General features: G+C 51.8%; 15 protein-coding genes. 4 read left to right on the top strand and 11 right to left on the bottom strand.

Annotation, left to right across the window (positions count from 1 at the left end):
• Positions 1 to 814: 814 nt before the first annotated feature.
• The gene (locus BIS10_RS12395) at positions 815 to 1,795 is read right to left on the bottom strand and encodes an Rpn family recombination-promoting nuclease/putative transposase (RefSeq protein ID WP_253505675.1); all 981 of its coding nucleotides are present in this window, start codon (positions 1,793 to 1,795) and stop codon (positions 815 to 817) included.
• A 189-nt stretch (positions 1,796 to 1,984) separates the two neighbouring features.
• The gene (locus BIS10_RS12390) at positions 1,985 to 2,764 is read right to left on the bottom strand and encodes a SapC family protein (RefSeq protein ID WP_253505673.1); all 780 of its coding nucleotides are present in this window, start codon (positions 2,762 to 2,764) and stop codon (positions 1,985 to 1,987) included.
• A 351-nt stretch (positions 2,765 to 3,115) separates the two neighbouring features.
• On the opposite strand from BIS10_RS12390, the gene BIS10_RS19035 reads away from it, so the two are divergent.
• Positions 3,116 to 3,892, top strand: coding sequence for an integrase core domain-containing protein (locus BIS10_RS19035; protein WP_253505671.1), 777 nt, complete (start codon positions 3,116 to 3,118; stop codon positions 3,890 to 3,892).
• 176 nt (positions 3,893 to 4,068) lie between these two features.
• On the opposite strand, the gene BIS10_RS12380 is transcribed toward BIS10_RS19035, so the two are convergent.
• Positions 4,069 to 5,703 carry a hypothetical protein gene (locus BIS10_RS12380; protein ID WP_253505669.1) on the bottom strand — a complete coding sequence of 545 codons (1,635 nt, stop codon included), beginning with the start codon at positions 5,701 to 5,703 and terminating at the stop codon, positions 4,069 to 4,071.
• 213 nt (positions 5,704 to 5,916) lie between these two features.
• Entirely contained in the window at positions 5,917 to 6,246 is a 330-nt protein-coding gene (locus BIS10_RS12375) for a helix-turn-helix domain-containing protein (RefSeq protein ID WP_253505667.1), read from the bottom strand.
• 45 nt (positions 6,247 to 6,291) lie between these two features.
• On the opposite strand from BIS10_RS12375, the gene BIS10_RS12370 reads away from it, so the two are divergent.
• From BIS10_RS12370 to BIS10_RS19030, 3 genes are read left to right on the top strand one after another with little or no spacing between them, the layout of a single operon-like run.
• Complete coding sequence (locus BIS10_RS12370) at positions 6,292 to 7,482, top strand: site-specific integrase (RefSeq protein WP_253505665.1); 1,191 nt, start codon at positions 6,292 to 6,294, stop codon at positions 7,480 to 7,482.
• A gap of 56 nt (positions 7,483 to 7,538) precedes the next feature.
• Positions 7,539 to 7,769 (top strand): DUF2281 domain-containing protein, encoded by a 231-nt coding sequence (locus tag BIS10_RS12365; RefSeq protein WP_253505662.1) that lies wholly within the window; start codon positions 7,539 to 7,541, stop codon positions 7,767 to 7,769.
• Positions 7,766 to 8,110 (top strand): type II toxin-antitoxin system PemK/MazF family toxin, encoded by a 345-nt coding sequence (locus BIS10_RS19030; RefSeq protein ID WP_392567178.1) that lies wholly within the window; start codon positions 7,766 to 7,768, stop codon positions 8,108 to 8,110. The genes BIS10_RS12365 and BIS10_RS19030 overlap by 4 nt, the downstream gene beginning before the upstream one ends.
• Positions 8,111 to 8,156: 46 nt before the next feature.
• Here the strand turns inward: BIS10_RS19030 and BIS10_RS12360 are convergent, their stop codons facing one another.
• The 7 genes from BIS10_RS12360 to BIS10_RS12330 form a co-directional block, all read right to left on the bottom strand.
• Positions 8,157 to 9,743, bottom strand: coding sequence for a hypothetical protein (locus tag BIS10_RS12360; RefSeq protein WP_253505660.1), 1,587 nt, complete (start codon positions 9,741 to 9,743; stop codon positions 8,157 to 8,159).
• Positions 9,743 to 11,431, bottom strand: a complete 1,689-nt coding sequence (locus BIS10_RS12355) for a hypothetical protein (RefSeq protein WP_253505658.1) — start codon at positions 11,429 to 11,431, stop codon at positions 9,743 to 9,745. Before BIS10_RS12355 ends, BIS10_RS12360 begins: the two co-directional genes overlap by 1 nt.
• A 1-nt stretch (position 11,432) precedes the next feature.
• A complete protein-coding gene (locus BIS10_RS12350; RefSeq protein ID WP_253505656.1) occupies positions 11,433 to 11,786 on the bottom strand; it encodes a D-Ala-D-Ala carboxypeptidase family metallohydrolase in 354 nt (117 codons plus the stop codon).
• A complete protein-coding gene (locus BIS10_RS12345) occupies positions 11,786 to 12,100 on the bottom strand; it encodes a hypothetical protein (RefSeq protein ID WP_253505654.1) in 315 nt (104 codons plus the stop codon). The genes BIS10_RS12350 and BIS10_RS12345 overlap by 1 nt, the downstream gene beginning before the upstream one ends.
• A 49-nt stretch (positions 12,101 to 12,149) precedes the next feature.
• A complete protein-coding gene (locus BIS10_RS12340; RefSeq protein WP_253505652.1) occupies positions 12,150 to 12,557 on the bottom strand; it encodes a DUF1353 domain-containing protein in 408 nt (135 codons plus the stop codon).
• A gap of 219 nt (positions 12,558 to 12,776) precedes the next feature.
• Positions 12,777 to 13,385, bottom strand: a complete 609-nt coding sequence (locus tag BIS10_RS12335; RefSeq protein WP_253505650.1) for a hypothetical protein — start codon at positions 13,383 to 13,385, stop codon at positions 12,777 to 12,779.
• A gap of 11 nt (positions 13,386 to 13,396) precedes the next feature.
• A partial coding sequence (locus tag BIS10_RS12330) for a hypothetical protein (RefSeq protein ID WP_253505648.1) occupies positions 13,397 to 14,069 on the bottom strand: 673 nt, incomplete at its 5' end.

Below are 14,069 nucleotides of genomic sequence, written 5' to 3'. Positions count from 1 at the left end.
ACAACGGCGGCACAGTGCTATTGGGATGATCAGCCCAGAGGCCTTTGAAGCCCGAATGATCGCTTAAACCAGTGTCCACTGTTGCTGGGTAAGATCAAAACACCTTGTAGGGTATAGAATATAATTTTTATACAACAAAATTTTAATAATCGATACAATCAACATCAGGGAAATGAAATGAATATATCAAAAATATTGAAAACATTGACAAGCAAAAAACCCAATAATAACCACTTGTACAAATGGAATAACATAAGAACAACTAGAGTAATGATTATGTAAATCAATCATTATTCATCAGCACACATGATAGGTAGATCACACATGGGGAATATGTTCTTTCGTTATATAAAGACCTTACAACTTATCCCTCCTTACCCACGACATATAACAACAACCGACATACTCAATCACTTATCGAACGAAGGCATTGACATCACAGCACGCTCTTTACAGCGTGACTTAAATGAGAAGTTAAGTCTTCACTTTCCGATTATATGTGACACAACACAGAAGCCATACCGCTGGTCGATGGATAAACATTACCAACTTGGTATTGCTTGCACCTCCATCCATTGCAACACATACAAAGAAAATAAAGGCACATAAGAGCAAAAGAAAAAGTACCAGTAGGTGATATACCCTACCTTCGGAGCTGGCTTATACGACAACTTTCGAAAGAACAAAGGCATGTTAGAAGATCACTCTGACATGCCTTTTTTTATATTTTATAGGTGCTCATCTATGTGCTAACCAACTACCACCTTCTCCCATTTTACTGGTTGGGGCGTATTATTCCTGCCGCCTGGGTGCCTTAATGTTGAGTTTCGGCGCGTAGCTTTTCCACCTCTTCTACCGGAAGTTCTTCAATGTCGGCAATCAACTGATCACTCATCTCCGTCAGTGCAATCAACTTACGAGCAGCATTGCGTTTGCTCTCTAGCGCACGCTGTTCTGCTTCCTGACGGCCTTCCAGACGACCTTCCTGACGACCTGTCTGGCGCTCTTTCTGCACTAAGTTTTCTAAATTCTCTGCTAACATCTCTTTATCCTCTACCAAGCTCGTGAGCTGATCGATGTTGATCTCTGCATCAAGTCGATATAGGTGACGTTTGATCCAGCGGGTGATGACTTTGTCGATTCGCTCTTTATGTGGATCGGCCTGAATCATCGTGACAATCCGATCCACCGCTGTTTGCAGGGTGGCCCAGCTCTCTCCTGCGTTTTCAACGCCAAAGATACCGCTGAGTGGTGACGATACCCTACCTAATTGCTCATCAGTATAGCGCCCTTCATCGACCACGTAATAGCGCAAATGGGGCTGATACCGCTGAAGAAAGGCAGGCGGTGTCGGCTGTACCAGATCAAAAATATCCAGCGGAGGTGTCCAAGGGTGGGCACCGTTGTAAAGCACGACGGGAAAGATAGGGGGAAGCCCTTGGCTGGGGGTGATCACCTTTTGCTTGAGTAGCTCGCTGTAAAAACAGGCAACATAGTGCATCATGCGAATGGGCATGGTGTGATCGACCGAGGATTGAAACTCCAGCAGAATATAAAGATACACCTCTTGGGTGATGCCTTCCCAGGTCACCTCCACTGACCACACCACATCTTCAATTTTCTCTTCAAACATCGGCGTGATGTAGTAACCGCTGTGTTGCTTGAGTTGGGTAAAGTCCATCAGCTGTGCAATGTCGGGTGGGGCAAAGCCTTCGATGAGCTGCTGGACAAACTCAGGGTAGCTGAATAGCTCTTTATAGCCGGTATCATGATGTTTGTGGTGGGGAGCCGACATGGAGGAAGCCTCTATCCAAGTGCAAGGTGCTTTCAGGGGGCTAAGCCTATCACAAGCTGCTCAAGCGTGTGATTCTCCATGTCGGGCTAATGATGCCATTGATTAGATATTTCTCTAACCACCTGGCTCAATAGGCAAATAACAAAAAACCGCTGCCAAATGGCATTTTTCTGGCCGAAATGCCCATTCTCACGAGTCAAAATCAAACGTCAGCTCGTCATCATCCCCACCATCGAGCACGCTATCCAGGTTTTCCGGTACGTCTTGGGTCGCGTGCTGGGCATGGAACTTAGCGCGCTCGCTTAATTGGCTAAGCTGGCTCATCGAAAACAGCTGGGCATGGGCCAGTGCCATCGGGCCGCCGCGTAATTGAGCATACGCCTCCCCTTCCAGGGCGTTTAAGGCTTTTTCATCGACACGAAACAAGCCGTTCACGCTGATCGGCTCTTGGCCTTCGCCGCGTTCAAGCTTCAAAGGCCATTGCTCAATCACACCGGCCTCTGCCAAGGCGTTGACCGAACGCTGCGTCAGCTCACGGTTTTGTTCGCACTGGTTGAGAAATTCCACTGTACGCTGAACAGTCGGTGCCAAGTTGCCTTCTTCATCAAACAGCGGCTCGCCCTGCTCCTCGCTCAGATGCGCTTGATCCACACACAGGGCTTTTTGCCCCTCCTCGGTATTGGCGAGGGTAAAGGGATAACCGCGTAGCGATGCAGGAACATAGCTGCCCAGCCAGCGCCCATCGCTGTGCAGGTAGAGGTTGTTTTGACCATCCAGGCTCAATAAGGCAACCGCTTGATAGCCGCTTTCCTGCTGGATAAAACCCAGCGCGTAGTGCGGCAACAGCTTGGGTAATTCCGCTAATAGCACCGGTGCTACGGCCTGATTCACAGCAAAGGAATAGCCCTGGCGGGGAAGGTAGGAATGTTTTGCGTGCTGGGTTTTGGAGAGTGCGATCCATTGGGCCATAGGGTCACCTGATAAGTGTGTAAGGCATAACCACAGACGTTATCTCTGCGCTTACGGAGTGGTTGTCATTGTACCAGCCACCGCCTACTATGCGACGCCTTGTCAAAAAGCAAGGGAGTCTACAGGTTAGTGTCTGTCATTGTGTTATGTTTATTTGGATTCGGTGGCTTTCTGCTTGGTAATCAGCACTGTCATTATCGTCGGCTGTCACCCCTACTGCCGTGGTACCTGTCGGCCTTTCCACCTCGCCCTGTAACGGTGATCGCGTGGTGTCATCAACAGTTACGTTTAATATGGCACTGCAAGTCGCTTGTGGGAAAGCGTCGAGGTCGACCACCAACGCCTGCTTATGTGGAAGACTGGATTCTGGCGATTCATCGGGAGAATCCTGGTTATTCGTATCGACGTATTGCTGCCTTGTTGCGTCATGACCTGAAACGTCCCATCGACAAGAATACGGTGGCACGTATCCTCGAAAAACATGGCTTATCACCGCACCCACCCAACCGCTCGCGTCGCTATCAGCAAGATCCTGACTGGCGAACCTTTCTGAATAACCACAAGGTATGCGGCATGGACTTCAAGACCACCTTTGATATTCGTTGCAGGGAAGTATTCATCTTAAACATTGTCGATCATCACCGACGCCGTTTAATTTGGTCACGCGCCACCTATCACCCCACTGCCCAGTGGATTGCTCAACAGTTAAGGGAAGCCTTCCCATTCGATGATGCGAGGGGTCGGATCATGGTCATGGACCGTGACACGGCATTTGCATACGTGGCAAAACAGACATTGCCTGGTCTAGGAATGAAGGTAAGGCGAACGAGCTACCAAAGCCCTTGGCAGAATGGTGTGGTCGAACGTTTCAATCGGACATTGCAAGAAGAACTACTCGATTACCTTGTACCGTTAGGATTGCAACATCTAAACCAGCGATTGACGGATTATCGTCACTTCTATAATACGGCCCGCCCTCACATGACCAATGGCGGCTCGCCTCCAGTTGCGCCCGTTCTTGCCGCCGCTAATGATAGCGATCTATCGCATGAGCCAAAGCACTATCGGCTGGAATCCGTACAATGGGTCGGCGGACTGCATCATAGCTATCGGTTGAGTGCTGCCTAACAGCCGTCGCCATGTTCAAATAGAAACCTCGTCATTGGCAATTGCCAAGGATTCCGCCTGTCTGAATGACGTGTTTTAGCCTTTGACACCCTCCTCAATACCATTATCCAGCCCGAAATAGTCTCTCATTCGAGCGTTTATACAAGCCTTGCCAATCAAACTTTCCAACAAAATGCTCAAATTTTAACCAAACTGCATGACTGGGAATTTTTCACCACCACACCTGTACCACCAACGATCACATCAGCAGCTTGGCTACCAACAAGGATGTCAGCTTGGGTAGAGCCATTCAGAGTGGCGCTGGTGAAGCCGCTGTGGTTGATACCTGAGAGGTTAATTGACTCAGCAGTTGTACCATTAGCTGGATTAACCACCAAGGTACCACCGTTACCAACGATGTTCAGGTTTGCATCATTCAGCTGAGCACCCGTGAAAGTAGCCGCATTGGCACCAACAGCGGAAAGATTGATTGCTTCAACACCTGTCAAAGTAAACGTGTTATCTGACAGATTAAGAGCACCAGCGCCGCCCGTGTATTGCAGGGTATCTGTACCAGCACCGCCATCGATGGTGGTTCCACCTGTCAGTTCACCGTCAGCAGCAAACTGAATGGTGTCATTGCCAGCACCTGCGTTCACAGTGTCTTTGGCGGTACCCAGCACGATACGATCGTTGCCAGCGCCAGTGTTAACCGTAACAGCGTTATCAGCCGTATCGACAACATCGTTACCGGTGCCTGTCGTGATGGTCATGGCACGACCCGCGGACAGATTGACAGTACCACTAACTTCCGAGGCATTGACAACTTTAGCGGTAACAGAACCCAAGGTCAGGTTACCCGCTCCAGAAGCAACCACTTCGGAAGTACCGAGACCTGAAGCAGTACCCAGTGTAACACCAGCAAATTCGCGGTTTGCAGCGACATCCAGGTTAACGGTGGCGAAATCGTTGAGGGTCAATACGCCAGTTTGGTTAGCCGTGGCGGACAGGTTAATTACACCAGTAGTCGCCGTGGCAGATGTCACTGTTGCACCATTGCCAGCATAGTCACCGGTAAGGGCTACGTTCTGACCAGAGGCCACTTTGACGTTAGCACCAGTAACTGCAGCTGTTTTCAGCTGAATTGCATCGGCGGCCACTTTCGAAAAATCATGCTCAGCAGCTGCCAGGGCACCTGTCAGCTCTACCGTCAAGGAAGCATCGCCAGTCAAGTTATTCTCAACTGTTGCTGCATCCAAGCCATTAGCATTAGCAGTGTAAGCCGTGCTAATAGTCAGGTTTTGATCACCAGTAGCAATAATCTTCTCATTAGTTGCAGAGAAGGTATCAGCAGCGGTGCCGAGAGTAACCTTGTTTGCAGAGCCGGTGCTGTTCAGAGTCAGCTGATCAATATCATTGGCTGCACTGGTGTTAAGAGTAGCATCAGAACCATTCAACGCAATTGAGACCGCTTCATCGTTAGCCGTTGCGGAATTAGTCGCAACAGTCAACGAAGTAATGGTGTCATCAATCGCCAGAGAATGGCCAGACTTCAGACCGTTAACGGTTGCACTGGTTTGGCCAGCAGCGGTGCTGTCGATATTGAGCTTTGAAGTCGACGTGACCTTGCTGACGTTGATGCCATTAGAACCAAGAGCAAAGTCCAGGTTAAGGGTTTCGATGTTAGCAATCGTCGGCGTCTGGATTGCTCCACTGACGACTAGGTTTGCAACGTCGTTATCAGTAGTCGATGAATCGACAATCACGTCACCGCTTTGCAGCGTACCAGCAGCACCATTGATGGTGTCGTTGTTAGCTGTCGTCGCGATCAAATCATCGCCAGCTGCAGTGAGACTGCGCCCTTTCGCTCAGCGTAAGCTGCTAATTTTAAAAACTTTTTCGGCCACTTTTTCGCTCCCTCAAAAAACTGTCATCATCCTGTCGAACGGCCACAAAATCAAATAAAAATACGCACAGCATATACTCTTTAATAATCAACGCGTTGCGGTTATTTTCCTGTCGATAAGCCGTCAAATTCGCAGTGCTTATTTCGTCTGTGAACGAATATTATTTGCCGCGAACACCAACGCTGTCTTACTCAGTTCAATCCGAACGTTGTCCGCCAAAAAATGCACCTCGGCACCATGCTCGGCAAACACGCGCATCAGGTTGTCCAGTGTCGTGGAACGAATCGACTTCTCCCCTTCCAATTTTTCCAGGCGGCTGATCGTTGGGCGTGAGACCCCCGCCGCCTTTGCAAGCTCGTTTTGACTCATGCCAAATAGATTGCGCAAAGAGCGAATCGCCAGTGCCGTTTGCTCGGTACGCGTCAACGCAGTGACGCCTTCACTCTTGAATTTATCATTATGAAGCATTTATGATGCACCTCGATAACCATGTGACGCATTGAGGCCACCATCATGCCACGAAAAACCCTAACGCAGAAGTTCGTCAACACCGCGCCGCTGCCAGTCGGCAAGCAGCGAGAAAACTACTACGACACCGAGTGCCCTGGTCTCTGCCTAGAAGTTCGCTCGAACAGCAAGCGCACCTACCACCTGCGCTACCGCAATCAGCGCGGCAAATGGGTGCAGCGGCTCATCGCCGACGTGAGAACCGTCAAACTCACCGAAATGCGTGAACACGCGGCAAAACTTAGAGGACAAATTGCCCTGGGGGACGATCCGTTTGAAAAGCAGGAATCGCTAAAACACGTTCCTCGCTTTAAACAGTTTGTGGAGGAACACTACCTCCCTTACGCCAAGAGTTATAAACGCAGTTGGGATACTGACGAAACGTTACTCCGACTACATATACTGCCGCGTATAGGCCGGTTTTATATGGACGAGATAACGCGTGGTCATATTACTTCGTTGCTTAGCGAGCATCGAAAAACGCACGCGCCTGCGTCGACTAATCGCGTACTTATCCTGATCCGTTTTATCTACAACTGTGCCATTAAATGGGAAACGCACGGGGTCGATAAAAACCCCACCAGTAAAATTGAGCAGTTTCCGGTTAATAATAAGCGGGAACGCTATTTAACAGATGAGGAGGCCAAGCGCTTATTTAAAGCCCTCGAAGCATCGGAAGCGGTAATGCTTAAATACATTATCGCCATGTTGCTATTAACAGGAGCAAGAAAAGGGGAAGTGCTAAACGCACAATGGTCAGACATAGACACGTCAATGCGGCTATGGAGGATTGAACGCAATAAAACAGGCAAAACGCGCCACGTTCCTCTCTCCGATAGTGCGCTGCGCCTGCTCAGCCAAGTGCCCAGGTACGAGGGTTGCCCCTATGTGTTCCCTAATCCAGCGACACGCCAACCCTACAATGATGTGTTCGGGTCATGGAAGCGTGCCCGTGAGCGAGCAGGACTGGAAGATGTACGTATGCACGACCTCCGCCATAGCTTTGCGAGCTTTTTAATCAACGGAGGGCGCTCCATTTATGAGGTGCAACGCATCCTGGGGCATACGCAGATCACCACGACACAGCGTTACAGCCACCTAAGCCACGACTCGTTATTGACAGCAGCCGATGCGGCGGGAAGGTTCTTGCCTACCATCACAACGGAAGTAGAAACAGCAAGCGAGGAAGAAACTTGACCGGATTGTGTTAATCTAAGAGTAAGTACAGGCACAAACGGTGGGAGCGTTCCGTTATGCAAATAGAAGAACTCATCAACAAAGTGAATCGATTGCCGTCACTCCAACAGCAGGAAGTGATCGATTTCGTGACCTTTCTTGAGCAGCGATACGCAAAGAAGGACTCCTCCCACGTCGAGTGGACAGACGAGCAGTTCCAAGCCATGAGCGTAGAGCAAGCCATGCGCGGCTTGGAAGACGAGCCTGATATTTATTCTGACGACGACCTAAAGGAGCGCTGGCAGTGAAACGTGCTGGACAAATTGCGCTTATGCCCTTCCCTTTCACTAACTTGAAACACAGCAAAAAACGCCCCGTTTTGCTGTTACGCCAGCTCGATAACGCAAACGACGATTGGTTGGTTTGTATGGTGTCTTCGCAAGTACGCCACGCCGTAGCAGACCTTGATTGGGTTCTTGACCAAGAAAGCCCAGAATTTATCGACTCGGGGCTAAAAAACACCAGCGTTTTTCGGCTATCCCGTATAGCTGTACTAGAGGGGTCGTTGCTAATTGGCCTACTCGGCTCTATATCGGACAGTCGCCTAGATGAACTCAAACGCCGCTTGGGCGCTTGGATAGTTGATTAGACCGGCTATCGCTACTAGGCACGGCACACCCCGAGGGAACGGGACATCAGGGCATACCACCATACCAACCGCTTAGCTCAGTCACACGGGTGCCGCCTTCATACGACCCTGCAAGCACGACGAACTCGAAAAGGTCACCACCCCTCCCCATCCCGGGGGATGCTCCCGACACCGTACACCCCATGCCGGTATAGCCCATAGCAAATGAGTTAAACGCCTTTACCATCCGGTGGTTAATCCATATCTGCACCTGCATATCAACGCCTGTGTTGGCGGAGGTAGAGCCAGACATACTAATGCAGAAAAACGCTCGGTATTGTGTAGACCCGCTCGGCATCCTTACGCTAAACGTGTGAACAACCGTCGACCTTGAACTTCGGCTAGGCAGAGAGACGTTAACATATCGGCCCGCGTCCCTAGTAACGTTAATACCGCCCACAATCGTGTTGGCGTAAATCGTGCCACGGAACGTAGCGTCATTAAACTCGGCGTTGCCGTTTTTATCTATACGCCAACCACGCGAACCATACGAGTAGTTATCGGACTGGATAACGTTCGCTATTTTAGCGTTGGTAATGGCCCCATCTTTGATCTTCGCCGAGCTAATCGCCGCATTGCTGATTTTCGCTTCGTCAATACTCGCCGACGCTATCTTGGCATTTGTTATCGCACCATTGGCAATCTTTGCATTGTCGATCGCACCGTCCCGAATTACCGCGTCCTTTATGTGTGTGCGCCCACCACTAATAATGAACGGTCGGTCATAGCCCACATAAAAACGATCGGCCTCGACACCAAACACCGACTCGTTGCCGTCGTCGGCTAAACCAAAACCGCTAATACGCCCGTTGCTGTTAATGCGAAGTGAGTAAATTGACTCAACGCGGTTAGTTACTGAGTTAAAACGCGAGCTAATAGTCCGCTGCAACGCCGAGTAGTTGTTTTGTACCTGCGTTTGCACCTGCGTTATTTGGTTAGCAAATGTTTCGCCCTGTTCAGTTATTTGGTCAACTAAACCGCCTTCGCCGTCAATAAGGTCGATGCGCTCGCGTAAATGCTGAGCCAACAACGTTTCGTCGATTTGGCCTTCCATGCGTTCGATTAACAACGCAGCAGACGGAATAGACACTGCCGACACCGGCCCCGTAAATGGCCCCACTTTATTACCCAACGAGCGAAAACGAACCCAATAAAAATACGCCTGTTCATCTTCGCCGTCTATTTGGTCAAAGTATGTTAAGCCATCCACAACAGTTAAAAGTTGTCGCTGTTCAGCGTTATTAGAGGTAGCCCGATAAACTTCGGTGTGTCCTACCGCGCCAAACTTTGGGGGCCAATCCCACTCAATAAAAATGCCGCCCATCATGGCCGTGGCCAAAAAACCAGTGGGTGCAGAAGGCACCCAAGTATCTAAATCAACGCCATCAGGCCCAAGTGATGAATCAGGCGGCGAAGGGAGCAAAGTCAAGTCGCTACCCCGAACAGATGTTCTAAATGCACCGCTCTCTTGTAAATCGCGGAACGTCACCACCTTATCCAGCTTCTCGCCACGACGCCCCAATAACACGTCGAGCGCCTCTTTCACTGATTCCAGCGTACTCAGCGCCGGTAACCGCGTGCGTTTTTTAGTCATTACTGAACCTCCCGTCCTGATTGACCAAGGATCACGCGGTAAACACGCCCGCCCTGTGGCGGCTTAATCACCACCTGCCACAAACCGCCCGTCATTACCGGAAGGCGCTGGATATGTGGGCCGGAAACTTCAAACAACGGCGTCTCCTGCCACTCTTGGGAAAGGTATTGGCAGCGCACCATGACCCCCACAGGGTAGGTATCCGCCTCGACACAGAAGCAGGAGAAACTGGCCGGTGGCGTCCGCCAATGTTTAGAGAGCCACTGCACATTAGTCGCTTCGCCGTCGGTGTCGATCGTCCGCACGGTGCCATCGCTGAACGCAAAGAAGTGCTTGTTGTCGCGCACGTTAAACGACACTGCCGAGAACTCGTCGGGCGCGTACCCAAAGTCGTATTCCACAAACCCTTGCTTGGGTACGAACCCCATCCAACGGCCATTTTTCGTCGAAAACACGTACCGGCCATTGAACGCAAACGCCTTGCAGTTCTCGTCTACCAACGATTCCATATAGGCCCGATCGACAATCTCCGACGTGATAACTTCCGCTTGGCCTGGGCCAGCCGCGACTAGGCCATCGAAACTGACATACATGGCATAGTCCCCCATATCCACGACGCTCTCGCTGCTAACGCAAGGCGCGTTAATCGGCAGCTCGCGGGGGATCGCGGAGTAAGGGTCACTGCCCTCGGCCCAATACGGTCGGCCATTGGTCACAATCAGCACGCCGTTGAGCAGCGGCATCAAGCCCTTCGGCGTGTACTTGATCGGGTATTGAAGCTCAGCGGGCCATGCGTGGGGCAGCTTGAGTTCGGAGTAGCACACATAGTTATCGAAGTACCCCGCTGCAAAAGCCGACGCCACTAGGCATAGGTTCCTGAGCTTAACAGGGGCAGGCAACCACCCTTCGTTAACCGCCTCCTCACCTTCCTGGCCAACGGGCACCGTGTCGTCAAACGTCGTTTGGCCAATCGGGATGTCCGCCAAAAATTGCCAAGTGCTAGACGACCCATCAAAGGTCGCTCGGTAGAGGCGGCGAAAGCCACCGTCGATATTGACGCGGGTAGGAGGCGCAGCGCCTACCAGAACAGGAACAGAGAACGCTCGGTCATAGGCCACCCGCGCTGTGCCGGACGCGAGCGATAAGCTACTTTCGTGCCCGTAGCGGTCAACAAAACTATAGGCGTAGGCCACGTCGACGTAATCTGGCTCCACCTCGATACGGTTGTCGTCACCCTCTTCGTATTTATGTTCGATCGTCGGTGCCGCCATCACTTCTGGAGCAGCACCAGGAGCAGGCACCCCCAAACGGTAGCTGACGGGGTTAATCACCAGCCCGCCTGGGCTATATTGCTCCGAGGTTGTGAAGACCGGCCCATCAACCCCCATGTAATACACGCGCCCCCAGGTATCTGCGGGGGATACCGGAGACACAAATGCCATCGCCCCACGCGGATTACCAAACGCGAAACGGGTATTGTCATCGGACAACTTGGCCACTGACCTCACTGCCCGCCCAGATAACTGAGCATCGGGGTAGTCAGGATTGGGTTCTAGCTTCAAAGCACCAGGGGCCAGTACGCCTCTATCGAGACGCACGTTCTGGGCGTAAGTGGCAAAGTTATCGGCCAGCGCCGTTGGATCAACCAACGGTGCCATGCCCCCGAACTGGTTGATCTCAAGGCGCATATCAGTAAGTCCAGACCACGTTAGGAGAAAGCTGCTCGTCTACATCCAGGTGGATGAACGAGTTGCCCACGCCGATGCGACGAAAACCCACCTGGATAGCCGCCGCCAGGATCAAGTAGCGGCTCACGCTGTCGGTGATGCGGATATCCACCGCCGTGCCCCGCAGGTGCGCCGAGTTGCTTGCGCCGCCTACTCGCCGGTTATGCTCAGGGTCACGATAAGCACTGGTAATCACCATCGGGACACCCGCCAAGTGACGCACCTGATCGAGCATTTGCAGCAGTTCGGGACTCATTTTGTCTGCGTGCGGAGCAAACTCATCCGCGTTGAAGTAACGCAGTTCGTCGTAAATCATCAGTCACGCCCTCCGGGCAGCTTGCTATAGAGCGTCCTTTCGGCGACCTGCATAAAGCGACCGCCGCTATAGGCGCAAGTGGAAACAAACACGGTGATGGGGATGTACGCCTGGAACGTTTCTGGCGTGAAAAGGTAAAACTCCGAGGCGAGGTAACCGGCTAATACCGCCGCTAACAACTCACTGAATATCCACACAAACGATGCCGCGCGGCCGCTGGCGATGCGCTGCGTGACGGAAACAACACCACTGACCGCGCTGAGGAACAGCATCGTCAGCAGCGACCAGAGATCAGGGGGGATTCGATCAGGCATACGCATCCTTACCAAAGAATTGTGTTATAAGCAATGCGTATATTTTAACCTACAAGACGCCGCCGTGCGACCAACCACCACGTCCAAATAGCCGTGTGGCCCAATAAAAACGCCGTGCGTCAGAAGGGTCGGCACCGTCGGCAATCATCAGCGCTTCCAACGCCCGATCGGCAAACTCTTTGCTAACCGTTCGCCACAGGTGCGAGTAGCAATAGTCGTGAAACGCTGCCGCTCGCACCGCTTCATGGTACCCAGGCGTGTACAGCAGATACGCGATGCGCGGGATGCTCGACATATCGAACACGTACCCTGTCGGCACTTCGTACTGCTCCCCGTCGATCTCCACGCGCAGCGGGGCAAGGAACAAATACTTACGGCTCTTGGCCGCGAGCCACGGGGCGTGGAAGCTCCGTGGCACCCAGCGGGTATCAAGCTCGGTTAGTACCTGGGCCTGCATCCAACACCTCAAGCGGGTCAGTACACACACCGTTCGGCGGCAACGTCAGCCCTGCCCTCGCCGCCAGGGCAAGCAGCACCGCCCTTCGGTATGGGTCAGCCGTCGCGCAATACTCGGCCCGCCACCCGCTCAAGTCACCGTAGTGATAGCCATCGTCGAGCGGCGTTTGCACCTGGGCGCAGCCAGATATAAGGAGTGCGAATAAAATAAGGCACGGCTTTACCATTGGATCGCCTCGACTTCCTCAACAGTAGTCGCGGATTCGATCTGCTCCTCCAACGCTTGCCGCTTGCCAGTCGCCGCACCCGACAACTGCATCCACGCATCTGCCTTGGCAATCACACGCGGCACTAGCTCAGCCATTGTCAGCCCACGGGCGTTGGCAATTTCAGTGAGCAACGGCGTGACCGCTGTGTTATCTGCCGCCCAGGCACGCGCTTCCTGCTCTTGCTTGTCCCAGGTTTTGGTTTCTACTTCTGGGTAGTTTTTGAGGATGACGTTGAGTTCATCTTCATAGGCGCGGTTGATCTCCTGGCGTTTGCGCTCTTGGCTTTTCGCCAGAGCCTCTGCCGTTTCTTCTGGCTTGAAGTCGCGCACCACCCAAGTCTGACGCCATGTACCGTCTGGCTGCTGTTCTGGCGTGCCCTCGGTTACTACGTCGCCAGTGGGGCGCGGAATAGTCTGCATACGAACAGCGCCAAGAGCCAATAGCGTGGCGTCATCGGGGTTACTCGGCAGACTCACATTGGGATGATCGTTCTTGAGCATCCGTAGCGTGTAGGGGTAGCGGCCAATGCCGCCTTGGTCGTTCAGTTTAATCAGTAGCATGTCATGTGCCCTTATGCCGGGGATACGTCGGAGCCAGGAACTACGGTACCGTTTACAGTGAAGTCGCCGCCTGTGCCCAAGTTCTTGCCAAGATCGTTGGGGTCATCGAAGGGCATGTAAATCAACGGCGTTGGAATTTCGCCGGATTCAATCTTGGGTCGAATATCTACGGGGTAGCCGAAAGCATCCACGAACTTGAGGCGCTCGGATTCTTGGGAGAAGTCAATGTAATCGGTGGTGAAGTAGGTAAAGGACAGATCGCCGTTAATATAATACGAACTGTTGCTACCATAACGCCCGACCACACTGGCATCATTTGTAAAATCAATAAAGTCATTGATATACGTAGACCAGTTTGGCGACATTTGTTGATTGTTAATATACAGAGATCGCTTTGCGGTGTCAGATAGGTCGACTGACATTTGTAATACAAACCAGCTTCCAGCATCTACTATAGTGTTCAGATTTGATGACTGGAATACCTTCGTCCCAGAATGGTTCCACATCTGAACGTTGAACTCATTAGTAGCGTTAAAGTCAATTAAAACCTTTAGGCTTGAGGATGACCTGCTGTCAAAAATTACATGAGTACCTGTATCAACCCTTTTTAGCGCAAGGCACAAGCTAAAGGTCTTGCTGTCAACCGCCCCCGCTAACCCCCCTCTACTCATATACCCCGTACTC

It is taken from the genome of Halomonas sp. 707B3, from assembly GCF_024158645.1.
GTDB classification, from domain to species: domain Bacteria; phylum Pseudomonadota; class Gammaproteobacteria; order Pseudomonadales; family Halomonadaceae; genus Vreelandella; species Vreelandella lionensis.
This window is presented reverse-complemented; position numbering and strand designations above follow the sequence as displayed.